At 45.5% G+C, this 22,263-nt stretch carries 19 protein-coding genes; 1 reads left to right on the top strand and 18 read right to left on the bottom strand.

The genetic code is table 11. From position 1 onward, the window contains the following. Positions 1-5 precede the first annotated feature (5 nt). The gene (locus tag K401_RS0104515) at positions 6-356 is read left to right on the top strand and encodes a cupin domain-containing protein (RefSeq protein ID WP_024291841.1); all 351 of its coding nucleotides are present in this window, start codon (positions 6-8) and stop codon (positions 354-356) included. Positions 357-566: 210 nt separating this feature from the next. Here K401_RS0104515 and K401_RS0104520 read toward each other — a convergent pair whose 3' ends face one another. From K401_RS0104520 to K401_RS0104620, 18 genes are all read right to left on the bottom strand, one after another. Continuing rightward, the gene (locus tag K401_RS0104520) at positions 567-1,424 is read right to left on the bottom strand and encodes a hypothetical protein (protein ID WP_024291842.1); all 858 of its coding nucleotides are present in this window, start codon (positions 1,422-1,424) and stop codon (positions 567-569) included. After that, positions 1,421-2,905 carry a class I adenylate-forming enzyme family protein gene (locus K401_RS0104525; RefSeq protein WP_024291843.1) on the bottom strand — a complete coding sequence of 495 codons (1,485 nt, stop codon included), beginning with the start codon at positions 2,903-2,905 and terminating at the stop codon, positions 1,421-1,423. The genes K401_RS0104520 and K401_RS0104525 overlap by 4 nt, the downstream gene beginning before the upstream one ends. Continuing rightward, positions 2,902-3,144: an acyl carrier protein gene (locus K401_RS0104530; RefSeq protein WP_024291844.1), complete on the bottom strand. Its 243-nt coding sequence runs from the start codon at positions 3,142-3,144 to the stop codon at positions 2,902-2,904. The genes K401_RS0104525 and K401_RS0104530 overlap by 4 nt, the downstream gene beginning before the upstream one ends. A 98-nt stretch (positions 3,145-3,242) precedes the next feature. Then, a complete protein-coding gene (locus tag K401_RS32270) occupies positions 3,243-5,327 on the bottom strand; it encodes a collagen-like domain-containing protein (protein WP_330363132.1) in 2,085 nt (694 codons plus the stop codon). Positions 5,328-6,222: 895 nt separating this feature from the next. Beyond that, entirely contained in the window at positions 6,223-7,203 is a 981-nt protein-coding gene (locus K401_RS0104545; protein WP_024291845.1) for a DUF4340 domain-containing protein, read from the bottom strand. Positions 7,204-7,217: 14 nt separating this feature from the next. After that, positions 7,218-8,588 (bottom strand): GldG family protein, encoded by a 1,371-nt coding sequence (locus K401_RS0104550; RefSeq protein ID WP_024291846.1) that lies wholly within the window; start codon positions 8,586-8,588, stop codon positions 7,218-7,220. A 10-nt stretch (positions 8,589-8,598) separates the two neighbouring features. Then, positions 8,599-9,465, bottom strand: coding sequence for an ABC transporter permease (locus tag K401_RS0104555; protein WP_024291847.1), 867 nt, complete (start codon positions 9,463-9,465; stop codon positions 8,599-8,601). Further along, complete coding sequence (locus K401_RS0104560; protein ID WP_024291848.1) at positions 9,465-10,613, bottom strand: ABC transporter ATP-binding protein; 1,149 nt, start codon at positions 10,611-10,613, stop codon at positions 9,465-9,467. Before K401_RS0104560 ends, K401_RS0104555 begins: the two co-directional genes overlap by 1 nt. Before the next feature lie 342 nt (positions 10,614-10,955). Continuing rightward, positions 10,956-11,837, bottom strand: a complete 882-nt coding sequence (locus tag K401_RS0104565) for a DNA glycosylase (protein ID WP_024291849.1) — start codon at positions 11,835-11,837, stop codon at positions 10,956-10,958. A 59-nt stretch (positions 11,838-11,896) separates the two neighbouring features. Then, on the bottom strand, positions 11,897-12,511 hold the full coding sequence (locus K401_RS0104570) for an HAD family hydrolase (RefSeq protein WP_024291850.1): 615 nt from the start codon (positions 12,509-12,511) through the stop codon (positions 11,897-11,899). 4 nt (positions 12,512-12,515) lie between these two features. Beyond that, positions 12,516-13,853, bottom strand: a complete 1,338-nt coding sequence (locus K401_RS0104575; RefSeq protein WP_024291851.1) for an MATE family efflux transporter — start codon at positions 13,851-13,853, stop codon at positions 12,516-12,518. A gap of 22 nt (positions 13,854-13,875) precedes the next feature. Then, positions 13,876-14,379, bottom strand: coding sequence for a transcription elongation factor GreA (greA, locus tag K401_RS0104580; RefSeq protein WP_024291852.1), 504 nt, complete (start codon positions 14,377-14,379; stop codon positions 13,876-13,878). An 85-nt stretch (positions 14,380-14,464) separates the two neighbouring features. Then, a complete protein-coding gene (locus K401_RS0104585) occupies positions 14,465-15,448 on the bottom strand; it encodes a hypothetical protein (RefSeq protein WP_156882407.1) in 984 nt (327 codons plus the stop codon). Between the two features lie 206 nt (positions 15,449-15,654). Then, complete coding sequence (locus K401_RS0104590; protein WP_024291854.1) at positions 15,655-16,899, bottom strand: [Fe-Fe] hydrogenase large subunit C-terminal domain-containing protein; 1,245 nt, start codon at positions 16,897-16,899, stop codon at positions 15,655-15,657. Positions 16,900-17,215: 316 nt separating this feature from the next. Then, positions 17,216-18,541: an aspartate--tRNA(Asn) ligase gene (aspS, locus tag K401_RS0104600; protein WP_024291855.1), complete on the bottom strand. Its 1,326-nt coding sequence runs from the start codon at positions 18,539-18,541 to the stop codon at positions 17,216-17,218. Positions 18,542-19,255: 714 nt separating this feature from the next. Beyond that, positions 19,256-20,059, bottom strand: a complete 804-nt coding sequence (locus K401_RS0104605; protein WP_024291856.1) for a class I SAM-dependent methyltransferase — start codon at positions 20,057-20,059, stop codon at positions 19,256-19,258. Between the two features lie 182 nt (positions 20,060-20,241). Beyond that, positions 20,242-20,862 carry a peptidase C39 gene (locus K401_RS0104615; RefSeq protein ID WP_024291857.1) on the bottom strand — a complete coding sequence of 207 codons (621 nt, stop codon included), beginning with the start codon at positions 20,860-20,862 and terminating at the stop codon, positions 20,242-20,244. 461 nt (positions 20,863-21,323) lie between these two features. Further along, positions 21,324-21,857, bottom strand: a complete 534-nt coding sequence (locus K401_RS0104620) for a VanZ family protein (RefSeq protein WP_024291858.1) — start codon at positions 21,855-21,857, stop codon at positions 21,324-21,326. Positions 21,858-22,263: the final 406 nt, after the last annotated feature.

Below are 22,263 nucleotides of genomic sequence, written 5' to 3' on the forward strand. Positions count from 1 at the left end.
AAAATATGTTTATCATCAATGAATCAGAGAAAGAATTCCGTTTTGGCAACAGCGGTCCAAAATATTTAATGAAAGGTCCACGCATGAATTTTGCAGTGGTGCAATTCCAGCCAGGTGAGGATTTCACCGCTCATTATCATAACGTGATGGAAGAGAATTTCTTCATTCTTGAGGGAGAGGTTAACATTGTTGTAGATGGAGTCGTCCATCATTTAAAACAGGGGGATTTTATCCATATTGAGCCTTCGGAGACTCACTATTGCTTTAATCCCTACAGGAACATCGTAAAGATGATATCCACACTGGCGCCATTCCAGGAAGTGGATAAGGTAGAATTGGAAGACTATACATTTTAGCATATGTAAACTGTATCCTGACAATTGAGATAGAAGCAGAGGATGTCAACCTCTTTTCTATATCTTTCTTTCAGGATACAGTTTACTTTTTTGATGCCGAAAATTCACCAATTCTCTGAAATATTCTTTTTCTTTTCTAAAATCTCTTCTATCGCTTTAATAATAATGATTAAAAACATGTCTATTCATTCATGAAGGCTTATAGAAGTTTTATAACACTGTCCCTATTTTCCGGGCAATGTCCATTTCTTCCTCTATCAGTTCCTGGAAATGTCCGCATGCTTCCTGGATGAGTTCCTGGTTATTCAACCTGATTGAGGCCTTGTATAATCCATATTTCACCGCCGTCCACTTGAGAAAGAATTCTTTAGAAAAATACTGGTCATACTTTCCCTTGTACAACGGCATGTTCTGAAGATAATGAAGATAGAGATAACGGTTATTGATCAAAGCATCTATGTACTTTGCAAGCAATTCCCCGTTTTTCTGTTTTCCATAAGCACACTCCCTGATTTGGGCGAGGAGATTTTCCTGTGTTCCTGGATGAGAATGCAGAATTTCCTGTGCTTCCCTTTGGATGCTCATATCAGACTGTTGTTCCGCAGTTTTATAAATCCAGCAAATATCAAAGGCGTGGAAAATCATATCCTTCTCCGTTATCTCCATATCCTTTCTGTCATACGTGGGGTCAAAGCAGGAAAATACGCCTTCCTTCTCTTTCCTTGCAATAAAATAATGAAAGCTGTGCAATGTCTGGAAATAAGGAGTCCACGGAATAAAAAAGGCATCCATTCCAGCTACCAGCCATTGCCCGTGGGAAAGCCGCGATAAGTTTTTTTCTACCTCTTCTGAAGAACAGCAATTCAGAAATTCCAGCTTTACACCCAGAGCCTCCAGATTAACAGGCATTCTTCTGGATAAATACAGATGATGGATCTGATCATACGTAAAATCTGTTTCTGACCACAGGTTAGCAAAAGCGTTCCGGTAATCCACACCTGTGAAAACAGCAGCATTCAATATGCTGCTGGAATAACAGTTTAATCCCTGAAAATAAATCAGACTCATGACTGTTCTTCTCTCCTTCTTTCATTTTTACCAGACACAGTCTTTCTGATTGTATCAACTATTTTTATTTTCCGGGGCTGTTTAAATCCTGACAAATGCACTTTGCAGTAAGCTCTGATCTCTTCCTGGATTTCTTCCCGGCTGGACTGGGTATCGGCCGGAATAATATCTGCGCAGACAGTTTCATTTCCCCACTCATCCGTTTCTCCATAGACAACACAGTCTTTTGCAAGCAGGCTGTTTAAGATACAGGCTTCCACTTCCTCCGGATATACGTTAAATCCTCTGACGATAATCACATTTTTCTTCCGCCCGTAAATATACAAATAGCCTTCCTCATCCAAATAGCCAAGATCGCCTGTATACAAATAGCCGTTTTTCAGCACCGCCTTTGTTTCTTCTTGATTTCGGTAATACCCTGACATCACGTTAAGTCCCTTTACAAGGATTTCTCCATTGGTATAAGGGCTATCTGTGATCATACCGTCAGCTTCTATGAAAATTTTAACGCCCTTTATCGCCTTTCCCACGGAATCCAGCTTCTCCACACTGGTTTTCGTGTACTTTGTAATCAGCGGGGCAGCTTCCGTCATCCCATAGCCCTGCCAGAGCTGGATTCCGGGATATGCATTTAAAAGGTTTCTCAATGTAGCACCAGAAATTTTACTTCCCCCGAAACCGTAGTATTTTAATAAATGAATATCATAAGGGATGGGCCTTCCTGCTGTCTGCTCCATTAAGAGGGGGATCATTGCCCCGCCCTCATAGTGAGTCACCCTATGGTCCTGAACCGTTTTATAAAAGGAGTCCAAAGTAAAGCCTTCCTTAAGCAGAACCAAGGGAAATGCTTTTATAAGACAGGCACACAGGATCATCAGGCCGTACGCTGAAGAAAACGGAACTGCAAGAATATACTTAATTTCCTCCTCATTCATGTCTTCATAACACATTCTGTCAATATAACCCAAAACAGAAGTTTCAACATTCCTCTCCGTAAGAGGCACAATTTTGACTCTGCCTGTAGAGCCTGATGTGGTTAACAGGACCAATGGTACATCCGATCCTGTACTGGGTTCGAAAAGAAGCTGCATAGATTCTTTTGGCTGGCATTCCTCTACATAGATCACCTGTAAATGAGGGACTGGCCCGGCATTTATCTCTTCAAAAACCGGATGGAATCTTTGGGATGTAATGATAATGCCTGTGTCTGTCTGTTTAAGCAAAGGAATCATTTCGTGTTTCGTCAGATGGACATTTAAAGGAAATGCTGTTTTCCCCATTAAGAATATGCCGAAAAGAGCGGCAATAAAATCGCTCCCGTCAGGTAAAAATATTACGGCATTTTCCCAATGACTCCGGGGCAGGCAGGATTGAATGCTTATGGCTTTTTGTATGAGGTCCTGGAAGGTAATGCTGGCTTCCCCATCAATAACTGCCGTTTTTTGGGGGAGTGGGGGATTCAGAAATAGATTTCTAATCATCTTTTCATGTTCTCCTTTACTTTTTTTTCAGTCAGTGCGATCAGCTGGCTGACTTCCAGACAGGATTCCATTTCTGAGATGTCAAAGGTAATGGAATACATATCTTCTATCTTAAGCAAAAGGTGGATAAAGGAAAGGGAATCAAAGCCCAGGTCTTTATAAAGATTGCGTTTTCTGTCAGAAACCGGTAGCTTTGCCGTTTCTTCTATCAGACGGATAATTTCGTCATGGATCACCACTGCAGTTTTCCTCCTTTTTTCAGATATTTCTTTTTTAAAAGGCCTGCATCATACAAACAAGCTGATCACAGGCCTTTTTCTATCGTCTATTCAAGTATTTATTCAAGCAAAATTCCACCGCTGACTGAGAATCTGCCGAATGTTTCCGTTGTAACTCCTTCTGCTCTGCATCCGACTATAATGCCAACAAGAGAACCTGCCGGAATGAGGGCATTGATATCTGTTGTGGAACCTCTTCTCAGTGTATATTTGGGAACCACTCCCCCTCCTTCCGGCGCTGTAAACGGTTCCGAATAAGTCAGGGTATCCTGAAGTATGGTAAATACCATCCCTCCTGTCGTTTGCCCTGGAGTATCTGAGGTTAACACTGCAAGAGCCGCAAACGGATACATGGTTACTCCGTCATCTAAAAAAAGTGACAATTTTGCGCCAAATAACACATAGATGTTTTTTACCACTGCGTCATAAGGCATTACAAAACAACTGCGGTAAAATTGATCGTAATTATTAAAATTAAACGTAATTATTCCAGCTTCCCAATCACCTTCCTGCAGCTGTGTAGGCCTGCCTGAATTAATCTGATTTGCTTCAAATCCAGCAAATTGAATAATTGACGGATTCCCCTGATCATCTGTGGAAACTTCAGCATATTCGTTGTCAATGGCAAATGGGATCACTCCTGCCCGGTCGGGGCCGGTCGATCCCGCAGGCCCTGTTGGGCCAGTAGGACCTGTTGGGCCCTCAGTTCCTGTGGTTCCCGTCGGGCCGGTCGGACCCTCGGCTCCTGTCGCTCCCGTTGGGCCGGTTGGACCCTCGGCTCCTGTCGCTCCAGTCGGGCCGGTTGGGCCCTCGGCCCCTGTAGCTCCGGTCGGGCCAGTTGGGCCCTCGGCTCCTGTGGCTCCCGTTGGGCCGGTTGGACCCTCGGCTCCTGTCGCTCCCGTTGGGCCGGTTGGACCCTCGGCTCCTGTCGCTCCCGTTGGGCCGGTTGGACCCTCGGCTCCTGTCGCTCCGGTGGCTCCTGTTGGGCCAGTTGGACCTTCTTCCCCAGTGGCTCCCGTCGGACCGGTTGGGCCTTCGGCTCCTGTAGCTCCCGTCGGACCGATTGGACCTGTTGGGCCCTCGGCTCCTGTCGCTCCCGTCGGACCAATTGGACCTGTTGGGCCCTCGGCTCCCGTAGCTCCCGTCGGGCCAGTTGGACCTTCTATCCCAGTGGCTCCCGTCGGGCCGGTTGGACCCTCGGCTCCTGTCGCTCCCATCGGACCGGTCGGGCCGGTCGGACCCTCAGCTCCTATGGCTCCCGTCGGACCGGTTGGGCCTTCGGCTCCTGTAGCTCCCGTCGGACCGATTGGACCTGTTGGGCCCTCGGCTCCTGTCGCTCCCGTCGGACCAATTGGACCTGATGGGCCCTCGGCTCCCGTCGGGCCAGTTGGACCTTCTTCCCCAGTGGCTCCCATCGGACCAGTTGGGCCCTCGGCTCCTGTCGCTCCCGTCGGACCGGTTGGGCCTTCGGCTCCTGTAGCTCCCGTCGGGCCAGTTGGACCTTCTTCCCCAGCGGCTCCGGTCGGACCGGTTGGGCCAGTTGGACCTTCTTCCCCAGTGGCTCCCATCGGACCGGTTGGACCTTGAGCTCCTGTCGCCCCCGTTGCTCCCGTTGGACCGGTTGGACCCTGGGCTCCTGTCTCCCCCGTTGGGCCAGTTGGACCCTGGGCTCCCATTGCTCCCGTTGGGCCAGTTGGACCCTGGGCCCCTGTTGCCCCCGTTGGACCCTGAACTCCTGTGGCCCCCGTTGGGCCAGTTGGACCCTGAGCTCCTGTCGCCCCCGTTGGGCCGGTTGGACCCTGGGCTCCTGTCGCTCCTGTCTCCCCCGTTGGGCCAGTTGGACCCTGGGCTCCTGTCGCTCCCGTTGGGCCAGTTGGACCCTGAGCTCCTGTCGCCCCCGTTGGGCCGGTTGGACCCTGGGCTCCTGTCGCTCCCGTTGCCCCCGTTGGACCCTGAGCCCCTGTCGCTCCCGTTGGGCCAGTTGGACCCTGAGCTCCTGTCGCTCCCGTTGCTCCCGTTGGGCCAGTTGGACCCTGGGCTCCTGTCGCTCCCGTTGCCCCCGTTGGGCCAGTTGGACCCTGGGCTCCTGTTGGTCCAGTCGAGCCTGGGCAGCCTCTCGGGCCTTGTGGTCCTGTTGGCCCCACACAACACCTGCACCCCTGTGACCCATTAGAGTTACAGCATCTGCTTCCATTAAAGCAGCAATCATCATTACAATTTCTACAATTCCCCATTATAATTCTCTCCTATTAGGATCTGATGTTACGTTTTTACTTACAAGCATTTTATAGAAAGCTAAAAATCATAATATAAAGGGCTTTTTGCTCCTTACACTTAATTATATGCTTTTATATCTTTCAGGGTTTAATTCCCGCAGCTTGCTTTATACACCTTTCCAAAACAGAGAATTGCTCACATTCAAGCCAATCCTGTCAAAAGAAAAAGAATGCTTTTTATTATCACAAAGATGAGAAACTCAAAAACAGATGCTTTTCCATTACAGTTCTATTTGATTTACCTCCCATCCGAGTCACCATATCCGCTCCCCGTATGAGGAAATGTATCGTCCTATGAGAAAAGGCAAAAAAGCCGGGCCTGCACCAATGTAAAGGCCCGAAGTAATAATGAAGTAAAACATCTGGTATGAAGGGATCCAGGACTTGTACTCCTTCTCTGTCAGGAAACAGGACAGCTTCATGCCCTTAATACCATTCTAAAGTCACTCTGAAAAAGAGATAATATGCCAGATATTTATGCCCAGATTGCATGGGAGAAAAGAGAAAAAAGATGTTTATTATCAATGAATCAAAAACATTTTAAGGATTTATTCCAAGATATTTAACAAAAGGATACACATAAATCTTGTAACCATTCAGACAGGAAACAATTTCAACGCTGACGCGTTTCAAGAAATGGATAAAACAGAAGTGGATAACTATACATTTTAGCGCCTGCAACCTGTCTCCTGACAGCTGGGTATAGAAAAGAGGGGGTCTCCCCCTCCTTTCTATGCCTTTCCGCCAGGGGACAGGTTATTTTTTATGAAATGCCCTTGTCAACTGTCAGGCATTTATCTATAGAAGCTTTTTCAATTTCATTAATATTAGAAGAATTATCTGTACGGGTATAGTAGCAGCTGGAATCACTGTTTAAGGAACCTATTGACAGGGTAAAGGTTTCTTCTGAACCATTCTTATCGTAAGTATAGGTTATGACCGCAGCGGGCTGATCTAAGCCGTAGTCTGCCAATTCCTTTTCCTGCACCTTATAATTAGGGCAGCTTTTCACCTTCAGGCTGCTTAAAGAATCTGCCAGAACATTTAAACCGGAATTATCGGAAAGCTTGTTGCCCTGAGATTCCACAGAATCCCGGTACCATTCGATGGTCCCTTCTTTATCATCCAGTTTCTTTTTTATAAAATGTTCACTGGAGCCTTCCTTTGTAATTGTGATGCTTTTTATGTCGGCTCCGGAAACGGCAGGAAATTCTTCCAGAGCCATAAGATCAGTCAGACTGCTGCCGGTTTCGTTGTACAGGGCAGAACTGATGAGATACGGCGTATCCTGTCCCTCTACAGCGGCATAATAATCCCCGTCTCCGGTGGCATTGCCCAGCAGAATTACAGACTTCGTCCCATCCTCTGCGGCTGCAGTGATCTTTCTGACGGGCTGATCCAGGCCATAGGCGCTTAAGCTGTCCCCTCCTTCCAGCTTCCGCAATGCCTCAAGCTTTGAAACCGTGGAAGCGATGGAATCCACTTCCGTCTGATTTACAGGAAAGAGGTCATCTCCGTCATATTTCCATTTGCCGTCCTTTTTCGAAAAGGAGAGCTCCTGACCGTCAATATCATAAGAAACAGAAGCAACATTGGATAGGTCGGTGAGATAGACCTTATCCCCTTCTGCCTTCTCCTTTTCCTGTTTCTGAGAGTGATTCATATATCTTCCCACTCCCCCATAGATCACGCATAAAACCACCAGGGCGATCGCTCCGTATATAAGGCCTTTTTTCTTCTTCATGTCCACGCCTCCTTCTACAGACGCCTGCGCTTCAGCCAGATCACCAGTCCTGCTGCCAGCGTCACCACAGGGATGACAAAGATAAACAGGATCCCCCACATGCCTCCATGAGTGACGGTATTATAGGTCACTTCCAGACTCTTTGATGGAATGGACACATTGGAAACGTCATCGAAATTGGAGGTAACTGCGTTCATGAAAAGGGTTAAGTTGGTCAAATTGGAGAAGCTGGTATTCAGACCCTCATCAATAAGGGAAGGGGTGCTGAACACGGTCAAACGGGCTGTTCCTGAGTCCAGGGTTTTCTCTGATACTGCCCCCAGAATATAGGTCCCCTGGGTCTGCTTATCGGCAGTTACCAGCATGCCTCCGTCACTGGTTTCCATAAATGGAGTCACTTCCACGCCTTCCGGCAGTTCTTCCTTCTGAGTCAGGGCTGCAGACTGAAGGACAAGGGCCGCGCTTTTTCCATCAATACCATTTGTCACTTCACTTCCAACCTGAATGGTTGGGAATATATAGTAAGGGTTGTTCTGGTAAAATTTCTTGGTATCCGCCGCAAGCCCATTTTCCAGATTCAGACCGTAATCATTCATAAGAGCATTGAGATTGGGACGGTCCTTCTCTGAGTAGCCGGCAAGAATCATTACCCTTCCGCCTTTGTCCAGATAATCGGAGACCATTTTCTTTTCGTCATTGGCCAGATCTGAGGCCGGGGCGTTGATGAGCAAAAGCTGGCAGTCCTCAGGAATGCTGCCTTCTGTCAGAATATTTAAGGAGTTCACGGTCAGATTGGACTTTTTCAGCATGTCAGATGCCGTATCCCCTAGAGCTCCCTCTCCATGGCCCTCTGTAACGTAAACCGTTTTCTGCACGTTGTTGATCACATGGGAAATGGCTCCGGTAAGCTTGCCTTCTCCGTCAAATTCTGTTTCTTGAGACTGTCCATAATAATAGTAGGACATTTCATCCATCTTAATGATATCCGTCAGGGCGATGGTTTCTGTCTTGTCTGTGGCTTCACAGCTTACCAAAAGGGTATTGTCCTGTGCCTTCAGCTTATTTACCTGGTCCGGATGAAGGACAGAATCCACGGTCACCACCTTAATATGGCCGGATAAATCCTCGTAGCGTTTTATAAAGCTTGTGATCCGCTTATCCACAGAAGCCGGATCAGCTACCACATAGATCGTTATATCTTTATCAAGGGCCCTTACAAGATCCTTTGTAGTTCCTCCCAGAGTGTAGATCTGGCTGCTGCTCATATCCCATTGCCGCACCTTCTCAGGAAGACGGCCTACGATCAAATTCAATATTACCACGGCTGCTATGACGATCACGGAAAGAATCGCCGTGTAGCCGCCTTTTTTTAATTTTCTGGTCATTTCCATCCTCCTAACTCCATCTGCGTTTCTCTATGGACTGCACGGTCAAAAATACCAGCAGAAATATGATGCTGATATAGTAAACCAGGCCGCCTGCATCAAAGATGTAATGACTGGCAAAGTTCTGGAATACGTCCGTTATGGCAACCTTTTCCAGAATATTTGTCAAAGCCCGGTCAAAAATGCCCTTTTTCACAAAGTATAGAACCCCGATGCAAAGAACTCCGGCCGATTCCAAAACGGCTGCAAGAGGGCCATGGCTTGTGACCCGGTGTACGGCAAAAACGATTCCGGTCCAAAGGATCAGAAACCCTATTGCAGATCCGGAAGCAGAGGTGGGCAAAAATCCCACAAGATTGGGCCATAAAAGCAGTAAAAGGATGATTCCAAAGGTTCCTACTGCAGCAATGATCTGACTCTCAGTCAGGGACGAAATGAACATCCCAATTGCGATATAGACACAGCCCAGCAGGAAAAAGGCCAGTATGGAAGCATAATCCGCCTTCAAATTTGCATTTCCGTTCAGCTTGATAATGAGTGGGCAGATTCCGAAAAGCAGTACAGGGATAGCATATACGGTTGTCATGGAAAGATATTTTCCAAGTACCATCTGGGTAACAGATACCGGAGAAGTGAGGAGCAGCTGGTCTGTCTTCGTCTTTCTGTCATCTGCAAAGCTTCTCATGGTAAGCACAGGAATGCCGATCATGATAATGGTCACCATGCCGGACAAGGTAAAGGAAAAGTAAGGATACCCGCTCATCATGTTATAGGCCATAAAGTAAATGCCTACGAACAGCACCATAAAGGCAATAAATACGTATCCGGTCATGGACTGAAAATAGGCCTTCAGTTCTCTTCTATATATTGCTGCCATTATTCTTCATCCCCCTCTCCGATTCCACCGGCTTCCTTTTGGTCTGCTGTCCCGGCAGGCTCTTCATATTCTTCAGATCCCTCAAAATCAGCCTCCTCAAAACCTTGGCCTGCATCTCCGTTATCTGTCAGCCCGTTGTCTGTCTCTCTATTACCGGTCTCTTCGTTACCGGTCTCCTCATCTTCTATTTCCCCGCCGTCCGCTTCCGCAGTCAGTTCCAGAAATACCTCTTCCAAAGATGCCTTTGTTTCATGCATAGAAAGAATAGGAATCCTTTGGTCTGCAAATGCAAAGAAAATAGTCTCCCGGATATCCTCTCCATTTCCCTCCTCATCCGTACGGATGCGGAACAATGCCCTGTAAATTCCCTCTTCCCCGCTTTCCTTTAGTGACACATCGGCTGCCTGGGGAATGGCTTCCAGGGTTTTATGTATCTGTTCTTCCTCTCCCTTGACCAAAAGCTCCATTCCGGCTGTTCCGGCCATCTGTTGTTCCAGGTTTTCCGGTGTATCGCTGGCGAGCAGCCTTCCTTTGTCAATGATCATGATGTGGTCGCACACCGCGCTGACCTCAGAAAGGATGTGGGAGCTTAAAATAACCGTATGCTTTCGACCCAGCTCGCGGATAGTATCCCGGATCTCAATGATCTGCTTGGGGTCCAATCCCACAGTGGGTTCATCCAGAATGATGACAGGAGGAAACCCTATAACCGCCTGGGCAAGGCCCACACGCTGCCTGTAACCCTTTGACAGGTTGCGGATCAAGCGGCCCTGCACATCCTCCAGTCTGGCAAGCTCCATAACCTCACGAACAGCTTCCTCCCTTTCCTTTTTCGGTATTTTCTTCAATTCAGCTGCAAACAGCAGCTGCTCTCTTACAGTCATATCCACATAAAGGGGCGGAAGCTCCGGCAGATAGCCGATACACTTCTTTGCTTCCTCCCCATCCTCCAGTATGTTATGGCCGTTGATCAGCACATCGCCCTCCGTTGCCCCTATGTACCCGGTCATAATGTTCATTGTAGTGGATTTTCCTGCACCATTTGGCCCCAAAAAACCATATATCTGCCCGTCGCTGATGGTAAAGCTCAAATGGTCCACAGCCAAATGGCCGCTGTAATCCTTTACAAGATTCCTGACTTCAATCAACTCTCTCTCCTCCTGTTCTTTATGCATTTTTGCATCCTTACTTAGGGTAAAAGGGAATTGTGAAAATTGTGTGATATATTTTTGTTGATTGTGTGATAAAAGTATGAAATATTTCGACATTATTTTAAATAAACAAAGAGTCTGCTTTGCAGACCCGAGAGGCGAACCAGAGGTTTTTATATCATAGAATGCATTTCCCTGTAATACAAAAAACGCCTGGCAGCTTCCGCTGCACAGGCAACCAGGACAAAGGAATAAGTTCCTTTTTAACAGTTTATTTCCGTAAGCAATGAGCCAGGCGCAGGATTGTTTGTATTCCTGCAACCGGCAAATGCTGCAAGGTCAAATTCCCCGTAACTTGCTGCGGGAGATTTGATTTACCTTATAATAAAACATGTACTGCTGAAGGATTCCGGCATACCCCTGATAACGCTCCAGAGGAAAACCCTTAGGATAGTGAACCTCTAAAATCTGTCTTACGTGGGTATCCACAGGAAAAGCTCCCACATGGTGAAGGCCGAAAAGGCAGACACAGTCAGCCACTTTTCTTCCGATCCCATACTGTTCCATGAGCATGGTATGGGCGCTTTCATAATCCGCTTCCCTTAAGCGTAATAGCCATTCTTTTCCCTCCTGCCTGCTGCAGGCTTCTGCAATTGACAAAATGTATTTGTCCCGGTAACCAAGGCCCAGGCCGGACAGCCCCTGAAGACCTGCCGCGGAAAGGCTCTCCGGCTCAGGAAAGGCATCATAGCTTCTTTCTGTTTCTATCCAGCTCCCGTCAGAAGACATGGCAAGACCCAGCCCTTTTCTTTTGTCTCCGAACCGTTTGCACAATTCCTTCACGCTGCCTGTGATGCGGGTGATGTTGTTATTCTGGGAAATCAAGAAGGTCACCAGCATTTCCCATAAGTCCTGATGAAGGATCCTGACACCCCAGCCCCATTCCATTGCTTCCTTCAGATAAAAATCCTCAGAATCCACACGCTTTTTATAGCCGCCGTAATCGGTCTGCAAGTCAAAATAACCGGCCCACGTTTCTTCAAACTCCTTTTCCCCGCAGGAAAACAGAAAGCCATCTTCTTCTTTTACTGCTTCCACATATTCTCCCCCTGCCGCGACCGACCAGACCCGGTTGTCTTCCCCCCGGCCTTCCATGCGAAAGCACTGGCCGGATCTGGCGATCTGTTCAAAATCCATATCCTTTATCTGAATCCGGTACATAATAAGTCTTTCTCCATTTCATTGTCCAAACCATAAGATCTCATGCTGCCATACCATTCCTAGTCACCATTGATATGGGACAGAAATTCCTTCAGCCGTGCAACATCTCCGTCGGCAAAGCAGTATCCATCCATGCCACAGGCCTTTGCCCCCTCAATATTCAAGGGCATATCGTCAATGAAAAAGCATTCCTCAGGCTTTAAATGAAACCGTTCAAATAAATGGCAATACATTTCCTTCTGAGGCTTCATGCACTTTACCTCTGCGGAAAACAAAATCCCGTCAAAATATTCGATTCCTGGAATGATATTGTAACACGTCAGCAGACGGAGGGAAGCGTTAGAGCAAAGATAGATGCCATAGCCCTTCTCCTTAAGCTGCCTGATCACCTCTCCCATCTCCTTGTCAGGCCACATGTTATATTCATGCCAGTGTTCCAGGCAAAGAGCCGCCATTTCCTTTGCGTGTTCTGTGTCCAGACGCGCCTGCATTTTCTTTAATGCTTCTTCCTCTGAGATCACTCCCATATCCAGAAACAGCCATTCATGAGATTCGAACACAGCGATTCTTACCGCTTTCCTCTCTGCCTCATCCTCAATAAAATGGCGGCAAACCATGTCTGCGTCGTAATGGACCAGTACTTTTCCCATGTCAAATACGATATTTTTAATCATCATTTCACTCCTGTAATAATTTATTTTTCTTTTTAAACCAGAAATAATACGGAACCTCGTAGATCAGCATACATATCCAGCCAATGAGACAGGCATAGGGAACGCCTTTCATCCCCATGGTGGGAACCAGCAGATAAACAAATACCACCCGGACGGATATCTGGATCAAGGTGGAAATCAGAGTGATGGACATATTTCCCATTCCCCGGAAAAATCCCTGGATCCCATTGGTAAATGCCGGAAGAAGATAAAAAAATGCCATAAGGCTTAAATATTCTGCTCCGATCCTGACCATAGCCCCATCTCCCTGGGAGACAAATAATTTCATTACAGGCTCCTTTACCAGCAGAATGACGATGCATATAATCACCCAGTAACTGAATTCTATAAAAAGTCCGGTCCGGAATCCCTTCTTCACCCGTTCCCCGTTACCGGCTCCCCGGTTTTGTGCCACAAAGGTCATCATTCCGCTGGAAATGCTCTGCTCCGGGGTAAAAGCAAAATCATCCACCCGGTTTACCGCCTGGAATGCCGCAATCGTACTGACTCCCAGAGGATTTATGACTCCCTGTATCAAAAGCTTGCCAATGGGCTGGCAGGACTGCTGCAGCGCCGTGACCGCCCCCTGCTTTACCGTAAGCCTTAAAAGTTCCCGGTCCATGCGGAAATCCTTTGGCCCAAGCCTGAGAAGCGGAACCTTTCTGTATATGTAAAAGATGCACAGAAATGCAGAAACAGCCTCCGCAATGACTGTAGAAAAGGCCGCTCCAAAAACCCCCATATGGAACCCTGCCACAAATATTAGATCCAGAATTGCATTTAAAACCGAAGCAACAGCCAGAAACCGGACCGGGGTTCTTGAATCCCCCACGCTCCGAAGAGCGGAAGCCACTCCATTGTAAAAAAAGGTAAAAGGCATTCCTATGAGTATCAGCCTTAAATAGACGGTCGCATCCTCTGTGATCTCCTCCGGCACCCGGAGAAGCCTTATGATCCCTCCGGAAAAGAAAAGCCCCAGAATCACAATAGCCAGGGAAAAATAACAACCAAATAAAAGAGTGGTGGCCACTTCCTTTTTTAACTTCTCATGGTTTCCCGCACCAAAGAATTCACTCATCAGCACTGAAGCACCGATGCAGATCCCTGTGATCCCCAGGATCACTATGTTCATGACAGGGCCTGCCGTTCCGACCGCTGCCAGTGCCTCCTCCCCGGCGAACCGGCCCACCACAATGGAATCCACTGCATTATAGGTAAGCTGGAATAAGTTTCCCAAAACCAGAGGAATGGAAAACCGTATCAGCTGGGAGGAAATATCTCCTCTTGTCATATCCTTCATCATATTATCCAACTCTTTCGGCAGCTCAATAGCTTCTCAGCTTATCGCTGCCGTCATCCTTTGTATTTTCCAGGCGTTTTACTACTACGTAGTAGCCTGTCTTTTCATTGACCTTCACATAAACCCGGTCCCCTACCCTGTGGCCCATAATGGCACTTCCTAAAGGAGACTCAGAGCTGATAAGGCCTTTCATGGAATTTCCCCGGACAGTTGTCACAAGCTTGTAGGTCTCTTCCTCGTCGTCATCCTCAAAATACAAGTCAACCGTATTATAAAGGCCGATCTCATCATCTTTGGATTCATCAGATATGACCTGGGCCGTTTTTATCATCTTCTCTAAGTAACGGATCCTGCTTTCGTTCTGATTCTTATCCTTTTTTGCCGCATGGTATTCGAAGTTTTCACTTAAATCCCCATGGGCCCTTGCCTCTTTTACGGCTTCCAGAGCTTCCTTCCGGACAACCAGCTTCCGGTGTTCTATTTCTTCCTGCATTTTTTTAATATCATTTTCTGTCAATTTGTCAAACACACTGCCCCTCCTTTTCCTTCATTCTGCTTATAAGCCGTCTGCCATTATGGGAGGCGGCATGAACCATGGCCAAATACCTTTTATATCATTCCTTTTTCCGTGCGATCACCTCAATGCGTCCGGAAGCAGTCCCCACATGGCGGTATGATTGTATGGAAAGTCCGCATTTTTCTGCCAGAGCATCAATTCCCATATCTGTTAAGCAGACTTCCGCCGCTTCTCCCTTCCACATGGACGCCCCCTTTTGCTCCAGGTTTTTAATGGATTTATCCAGATCCGGCCCGTCAAACCAGAGAACTCCGTCATCCCCCAAATACTCCGCCGCCCTGGTCAGGACCTGTTTCATATCCTGGGTGCGGGAGATCCGGTCAATGAGGACGATCCGGTACGCCCCCTTTCCTTCCTCTTTCCGGTTTCCGGCATCTTCCAGGGACATGGCATGAGGATCATACCCGGCCCTTCTGGCTTCCTTATATAATTGGCTTTTCTCTTCTCCGATGAACAGCATGGTTCCTTCTTCCGCAAATTCACCGATATCGGCTAAAAGCCGTTCACATCTTGCCTTTGTGCGGCGGAAATCTTTCATTCCGCCGGAAAATCCCCGTTCTTCCTTTGCAAGATAATAATTTCCGCAATCCCTGCACTTCATAAAGACCCGGACCGGCTCCAATACATATTGATCCGTTTCCTCGTCTTCCATATAAAACACTGCTCCATAATGGGGAACGCCTTTCCCTGAGCAGATGGGGCACAGCTCTATTTCCGCCGTCATCAGGTTCCGAAGCTCTTTTAAGGCTGTAAAATACCAGCGGTACAGCCTGCTTTTAAATTCCTGATCAAAAACAAACAGCCAGTTCCTTATGACTTCCGCCATCCATCTCGTTTCATGGATCACGGATTTATCTGCCTTAAATCCTCTTAAATTCTCCTCCAAGGTGAGAAGCCCTGTGACAGCGTCCTCTTTCAGCCGTTCATTTTTTTCATAGGCCATAAGGTGTTCGATTCCTTCCACAACACTGCTGCATAAATTGACCATTACCACCAGCTGATTCATTCTGCCCGTTGCCATAACCATTTCCTTTCTTCCAGTTCCCTGTCCTGTCCATACATACTCTTTTATATTAGCATTTTTAAGGGGGGAAAAGCAAGATGCAATCACCCCCTTATCCTCATTTCAGCAGGAAAATCAAAAAATCAGCACATGAGAACCTCTCATTCCGGTTCCCGTGTACTGATTTCACTTAAATGGTATAAAGCTTATGAACGCAATCTGCCTTACGTAATATTTCTGCTGAACAGATCCGTTTCCTCCAACAGGCTTTCAATGCTGTCCAAATTCAGGCGGTGCAGCAGCTCGATTACATATGGATTTTCCGCCGGATGATTATAGGTAGCCATTTCTCCATAATCATTGACCAGCTCTGTCCCTTGCTCAACTCCTAAAATGGATCTTGGCCCGCCCACGCAGCCGCCCACACAGCCCATGCCTTCGTAAAAGTTTGCCTCGATCTTCCCGTCCATAATATCCTGGATCATTTTCCTGCACGCAGGCACTCCATCGGCCTGTTTGGTGCGGATTTCAGTTTTTTTGTTAGGGTTAATGGCTCTTACCGTATTCTCCACCGCTTCACTGACTCCGCCCTTTCTGGCATAAATCCTTCCGGCCTTTGAGGAGTGATCCTTTTCACTCTCTTCCATGACTGCCGGATCAATTCCCAGGGCGTCAAATATATTCTTTACCTCCTGAAAGGTGAGTACAAAATCAACCGCACCGGCCAGATCCTTTTCCCGTGCTTCCGCCTTTTTAGCAAGGCATGGCCCGATGAACACGGTCAAGGCATCCGGATGCAGCGCCTTTACCACTCTGGCACAGGCAACCATGGGAGAAACAGAACCAGGGACATGAGGAATCAGCTGGTGATAGACCTTACGAATCATGCCGATCCACATGGGACAGCAGCAGCTTGTCAGCTGATAATCGTCTACATCGTTAATATTTTTATCAAACTCAAGGGCTTCTTTTAATGTAAGGATGTCTGCAAACAGGGCGACCTCCAGCATGCCGTCAAACCCCACGGCTTTTAAAGCCGTCCTCAGCTTTCCGGGAGTGACATCCTTTGAAAACTGTCCTAAAAATGCGGGAGCTATCATTGCATATACCAGCCCCTTGGAGCTTTTGATTGCCTTTAAAGCCGGAATAATATCCGTGCTGGCCGTCAGCTTTTCCGGCGCGCAGCCTTCAATGCACTTTTCGCAGCCCAGGCATAACTCCGGATCAACGGTGATCCCATCCTTTTCGATCCCCAGGGCTCCGAAAGGACATCGCTTTAAACATTCCTCCCGGTCCTCTTTAGAACAGGTACAGGTTCCGGTGCGGATTACCACCGGATGCTTTTGGGGATTTAAAAGACAGTCCAGATGATGAGGATCATATGAGATTTCCAGGTCCTTCTCGGGATCCGAATTATTATCTAATACGGATTTCACCATACTTTCATACAACTGCTTAAATGTCTGCATAAGATACCTCCCGCATGTATGTTTTATTTTTCTTTGTGGTGCTGCGATACTCATGGAATCAGACGATTCTATTACAGCTATTATAATACTTTTTCTCCATCCTTACCACACCATTCATGGAATAAATGATAATTTTTACCCAATAATGGTTGGGGCAATAGATGATCATTCCTTACTCATCTTCTATTTTCCCTTGAATTCCTTTTCTATATACAGATGTTCTGTTTTATCCGTACACAGCTCCTCTTCAAAATCAAGCTCTATGATATATGGCAGGAAACCAATCCTTTTACAATGGTTCTGCTTTTTCATGATATTATGGCGTCAGCCTGTTGATATCTCTGGGGAACAGGGTGGAAAACCTTACGTTTTCCTGTTCCAGCAGTCTGCTTGTAAAACGCTCCAGGCCCAATCCCAGCCCTCCATGAGGCGGCATCCCATATTTGTGCATCATGAGATAAGTTCCAAACAGCTCCACATTCATTCCTCTGGATTTCATTTTCTCGGTCTGTTCTTTATATTTATGGATCCTTTGGCCGCCTGTGGTTATTTCCAGCCCCCGGAACAAAAGGTCAAAGCTTAACGTTTCCTCTTTGTTCTCCTGGCTGTCCATGGCATAAAAAGGCCTCTTTTGGCTTGGGTAATGGGTCACAAACACAAACTCACTTCCTGTTTTCCGTTTTATCAGCTCATAAAGCAGTTTTTCCTCTTCCGGTTCAAAATCATCAAAATCCTTTACGGGTCTGTTATATTCCTTTGAAATCAGTTCTTTTGCTTCTTTGAATTTAATTGCCAGGATCTCTTTAATTACCGGAATAACCGCCTTTAACAGCCTTATTTCATTGACATATTCTTTATTCAAATATTCCATTACAAACTTGAGCATCATGGTTTCCATCTGCATAATATCTTCAAAGCTGCGTATAAATCCCATTTCAAAATCCACGCTGATATATTCATTTAAATGCCTGGAAGTATCATGCTTTTCCGCCCGGAATACCGGAGCAATCTCAAACACCCTTTCATAAACGCCTGCCATCATCTGCTTATAGAACTGAGGGCTTTGTGCTAAATAAGCTTCCCTGCCAAAATAATCAAGACAAAAGATATTTGCACCCCCTTCAGCTCCTGCGTAAACGATCTTGGGAGTATGGATCTCCGTAAACCTTTCCTGTTTTAAAAACTCACGTATTCCATAGGTGATTCCTTCCTGCAATTTAAAAACAGCCCGTTCTTTTTCGTTTCTCAGGGTGATTGGCCTGAAATTAAGCAAAGTTTCCATGGAGGCATCGACATATTTATTATTGATTACAACAGGGCCTGGTTCTTCCGGCCCTGATAAAACCTCCGCCTCTAGCATCTGCAGGTCATAACCTGTCTTTGATCTCTCTTCCGCCTTGACATGGGCAGTTATGATTACACTGCTTTCTTCTTTTAATTCTCCAAGTGGAAATTTTGATATTTCCTCTGAGTAAAGGCACTGGACTACGTTTCTTTTTGTTCTTAATAACACAAAAGCGAAATCGCTCATTTTTCTGATTTTATATATGCTGCCGTGTATACGGACATTTTCACCGATATGGCTTACTAACTCCTCTGCTTCAACAGTTACCTTTTCTATGGCTCCAACAATACTTTTCATTATCTATTCCTCCTGGATTATAATTATTTTGATTTTCCTTGCGATTCAATATATCCATGAGGACATTATCATTATGTCCCATACGATCACAACCTTTCTTTTTCCTCGTATGGGTAAAAAAATAGAACCACACGAGTAAATTTAATCTACCAATGTGGTCCGTAAAATATCCATCCACACAGGCACAACGCGTTAAGCGCTCGCACCTATGATTCATCACAGATACAAGCGCTACCGATCGTCGTCCCTATTCAGCTTTTTTAGTTGTTGAAATTGATTCATTATGGCTGCCTCCACCTGTAATTTGATTCAGGTTATCACAAAGAACTTATTTTGTCAAATATATTTGCTTTATTATTAAGCTTAAGAGGACCAGTTCAGTCCAAAAGGAAATGCCTGAAATTAAGGAATTGGAATTATGTAACAATATGATCAATCTAAATTCATAAAGGAACGGAGAACAGCTGTCCAAAGCCTACGCCGCCATCAGCATAAGCACGAGCATGATAAAATAAGCTATGAAAAAAAGGCCGCAGAAGAAGCCTGACAAATACGCATAAGCGTGTACAGGATTTTGCGGCAGAAACAGAGGGAACAGCCGCCGCCCAGGACACAAAATACTAAGCAGTAAAAGGCAAGGCGGCGGAATAGTTTTTATCTACGCCACCGACTTATTTTGCTGCAAATGCAACCATAATAATGCTTCTGCTCTTGTTATGATGCCGCAGAAATCTCAAATTTTGCAATTCTATTGTTTGCGTTGGTCAGTATGGGAGAAATCAAAGTGATAAAAAAAGGCGAAAACCGCTTCATCACAGGAGTATAGTTCCATTCTCCTTTTAATTTCCCATACGGGCACAAGACTTCAAGCTCTTTAGCTTCCTTTACGCCCCACCTAAACACAGCGCTGGTTTTATTGATCGTGTCGTGCTGCTTCTGGTTTTTGAGCGTAAAGGAAGACAGCAATTCAATGAGAAGCGTACAGTCCGGAAATGCATCGCGGATCATACCCATCAGGGCTTTGATTTCATCCACTGAAAAGTACATGATCAGACCTTCCATGATGATGAGCACTTCGCCATCCCGGGCAATTTCATTAATCCAACCGCTTTCCAGCGCGGAACAAGAGATCATTGTTTCCCGTTGCTCAACGGGTAATAGCTGTGCCCTTAAATCGGCAATTGGCTGAAAGTCAACATTGTACCATCGTATGCTCCCATTATCCACCCGATGGAACCGGGTATCCAGTCCGCAGCCTAAATTAATACAGGTGCAATGAGGATGCTCCTTGATAAAAGCTTTTACCTCCCGGTCCAAAATAATTGTTCTGGCGGCGCATCCCCATAAGCTCATTTTACCTTTATCGAATTTCGAAAAGTCATAGTCAAGTTTTTCCGTCATTTCAATCGCGTACCGATCAAAAAATGCCGGATTTTCTTTTTTGCTCTCTATTGCCCTGGCATACATGGGAATGAGCATGGTTTCTGATACGCCTGATAATTGAACACTAAGTTTCATTGGATACTCTCCACCTTTCATATGAGACACAAAATCAGTAGGTTAGTTTTAACTAACTCAAATATATCACATATGCATGCTCAAAACAATAAAAATATCTCCGTCCATTGACAGTCCGGACTTTTCCTTGCCATTTCGCTGCAATTCCCCTTTTGAAAAACAGACCGGAAACCGGTCCTGCATTAAATAAAATATTCAATGGTATCTGCCGGTTTCTTCTGTGTCACTTTGTTAAAAATAATGACCGCCTCTCTTGTATCCTTAGGACCAAGTGCATAAGTGCCCTTTCCTGTGTCGTTAAACATTTCCCACGGCACACAACGGTTTCTTTCGTAAGGCATATCTGTGATCAGCTCCAACCCCTTTTGCTTAAAGGGCTTTTTCCTGAAATAAGGATCGAATAAATATACGCACTGGCTGTCAGCCCCTGTCAGCAATACATAGTGCCAGCAGCCGTACATCACCCGCGCTACCACTACTCCCCCCTGCTGCAGACCATACATGACCTTGCTGTTTTCCCCCATATACACTTCATCCCCAGTCAGATAATCGCTTTGAACAGGGAACTTTTTCATTTTGCCGAATTGGTTGATCCAGTTGCTGAAAAACATCATTGCCATACGGGAGGTTCCATTTTTCCCAAATTCTCCTTTGGCATTGTAGGAATCAAGGCAAAAAAGCATAATATGTTTGATAATATCCGGCGGAATCTGATCCCGGGTAAAGAGGTAACTCATTGCATTCAGTAATGTGGTTGGACCGCAATCGTATTCCGTGACCTGATAATTTAAAGGATTTTTCATATTGGGTTCACTTCCTTGTTCTTAAGTGTATTAGGGGATTATCTTTAAGAAAATACTTTATATCGTTGGAATCACATTTCTTTCTTATAAGCATTATTTGTATCATTTTAGCACACTGTTGTCAATATATTTACATCCATATTATTCTCTGGGATCCTATTGTTTGCATTTTAAGCCCATCATGTCACATAAGGAACTTTATGATTTTAAAATTCTTATGACGGCAGATATCCGCAATCCGCTTCGCTACTTGCTTCGGTTAAACTTTAACAGCTTTATATACGATGGAACATGTCTGATGCGGGGATGGAGGTTTCTTGAATGTTGGTTTTTTTGTATTGTGAATCTTCCATGATTCCCCCTTCTATAACAAGAATGGGAAAGGGCGGCCTTTCCCATTGGGTTCATTTATGTGGAACTACACACAGATCGCCGAACAATCTGTTGATAACAGCCTGATTTCAGAAATACCTGCGGATACAAACCATAAAGTATACAAACATAACCGGCATACCAATAACGAGTGAAATTAAGGTTATAGCTGTCTTTGTTTTGCTTTCCTCACGAAATAATTTCCGCAGCACCTTATACCCAATGATGCCAATGACACCCCCACAGACATTTAATATAACATCATCTATGTCCGCAGCACCTAATCCAAAAATATACTGAATGATCTCTATGGAAACAGATGTGCCAATTATTATCCATAGACTTTTGCCAAAAACTTTATTTTTCAGCAATACCTGTAAATACAGTCCATACGGAATGATTACCGCTATATTTCCAAGGATATTATATCTAACCATGGATTTTGAGACATAAATATTCCCGCTTGCGTAATCCCAGATTGTCTTGAATGGGATCAAATTATAACTACGCGATATACCATTGCTGCTAGAAATAATATTAATCCTGAAAAACAAATCAAACATTAAGAAAACATAGAAAATAGCCATTACATAAAAAGCGATGTTAAATATCTTTTTTATCATGTATTACCTCACATATTCAGGTTAACCAGCCTGTACTCCAAAGACGAACAAAAAATATATACCGTACGTCGCCATTTTTTCCCATTGCAGATTTCCATTAGATTAATAACATTCATTTTATCACATAAATCCAGCCCTGTCATTTCCGTCTTCTCACCCCACATGCCTGACAGGGGTTTTTGCTTGCAGAAAAGCAGCCAGATATTAATGTTCCCACTTTTTATGGTTCTATCATTTCATCATTATTCAAATGCAGTTCAAAAAAGTATGCTTTCAACAGATAATCGATAACGCATGATAGAACTTTACCAGCTGCCCCAATATCAAAACATACTCCAGGATCATTAGCCTTATAACGTATTCCGCAAATGCACAGACTAGCAGCAGAAATTCGGGCAATAGGGTT

It is taken from the genome of Lacrimispora indolis DSM 755 (assembly GCF_000526995.1).
Taxonomy (GTDB): Bacteria; Bacillota; Clostridia; order Lachnospirales; family Lachnospiraceae; genus Lacrimispora; species Lacrimispora indolis.

What these genes read in the sequence shown, in the direction of transcription:
- K401_RS0104590 (WP_024291854.1), bottom strand. Translation starts at nt 16,899, where the DNA reads ATGCAGACATTTAAGCAGTTGTATGAAAGTATGGTGAAATCCGTATTA.
- K401_RS0104570 (WP_024291850.1), bottom strand. Translation starts at nt 12,511, where the DNA reads ATGATTAAAAATATCGTATTTGACATGGGAAAAGTACTGGTCCATTAC.
- K401_RS0104575 (WP_024291851.1), bottom strand. Translation starts at nt 13,853, where the DNA reads ATGATGAAGGATATGACAAGAGGAGATATTTCCTCCCAGCTGATACGG.
- K401_RS0104620 (WP_024291858.1), bottom strand. Translation starts at nt 21,857, where the DNA reads ATGATAAAAAAGATATTTAACATCGCTTTTTATGTAATGGCTATTTTC.
- K401_RS0104550 (WP_024291846.1), bottom strand. Translation starts at nt 8,588, where the DNA reads ATGACCAGAAAATTAAAAAAAGGCGGCTACACGGCGATTCTTTCCGTG.
- K401_RS0104520 (WP_024291842.1), bottom strand. Translation starts at nt 1,424, where the DNA reads ATGAGTCTGATTTATTTTCAGGGATTAAACTGTTATTCCAGCAGCATA.
- K401_RS0104565 (WP_024291849.1), bottom strand. Translation starts at nt 11,837, where the DNA reads ATGTACCGGATTCAGATAAAGGATATGGATTTTGAACAGATCGCCAGA.
- K401_RS0104555 (WP_024291847.1), bottom strand. Translation starts at nt 9,465, where the DNA reads ATGGCAGCAATATATAGAAGAGAACTGAAGGCCTATTTTCAGTCCATG.
- K401_RS0104615 (WP_024291857.1), bottom strand. Translation starts at nt 20,862, where the DNA reads ATGAAAAATCCTTTAAATTATCAGGTCACGGAATACGATTGCGGTCCA.
- K401_RS0104515 (WP_024291841.1), top strand. Translation starts at nt 6, where the DNA reads ATGTTTATCATCAATGAATCAGAGAAAGAATTCCGTTTTGGCAACAGC.
- K401_RS0104605 (WP_024291856.1), bottom strand. Translation starts at nt 20,059, where the DNA reads ATGAAACTTAGTGTTCAATTATCAGGCGTATCAGAAACCATGCTCATT.
- K401_RS0104525 (WP_024291843.1), bottom strand. Translation starts at nt 2,905, where the DNA reads ATGATTAGAAATCTATTTCTGAATCCCCCACTCCCCCAAAAAACGGCA.
- aspS (WP_024291855.1), bottom strand. Translation starts at nt 18,541, where the DNA reads ATGAAAAGTATTGTTGGAGCCATAGAAAAGGTAACTGTTGAAGCAGAG.
- K401_RS0104545 (WP_024291845.1), bottom strand. Translation starts at nt 7,203, where the DNA reads ATGAAGAAGAAAAAAGGCCTTATATACGGAGCGATCGCCCTGGTGGTT.
- K401_RS0104585 (WP_156882407.1), bottom strand. Translation starts at nt 15,448, where the DNA reads ATGGCAACGGGCAGAATGAATCAGCTGGTGGTAATGGTCAATTTATGC.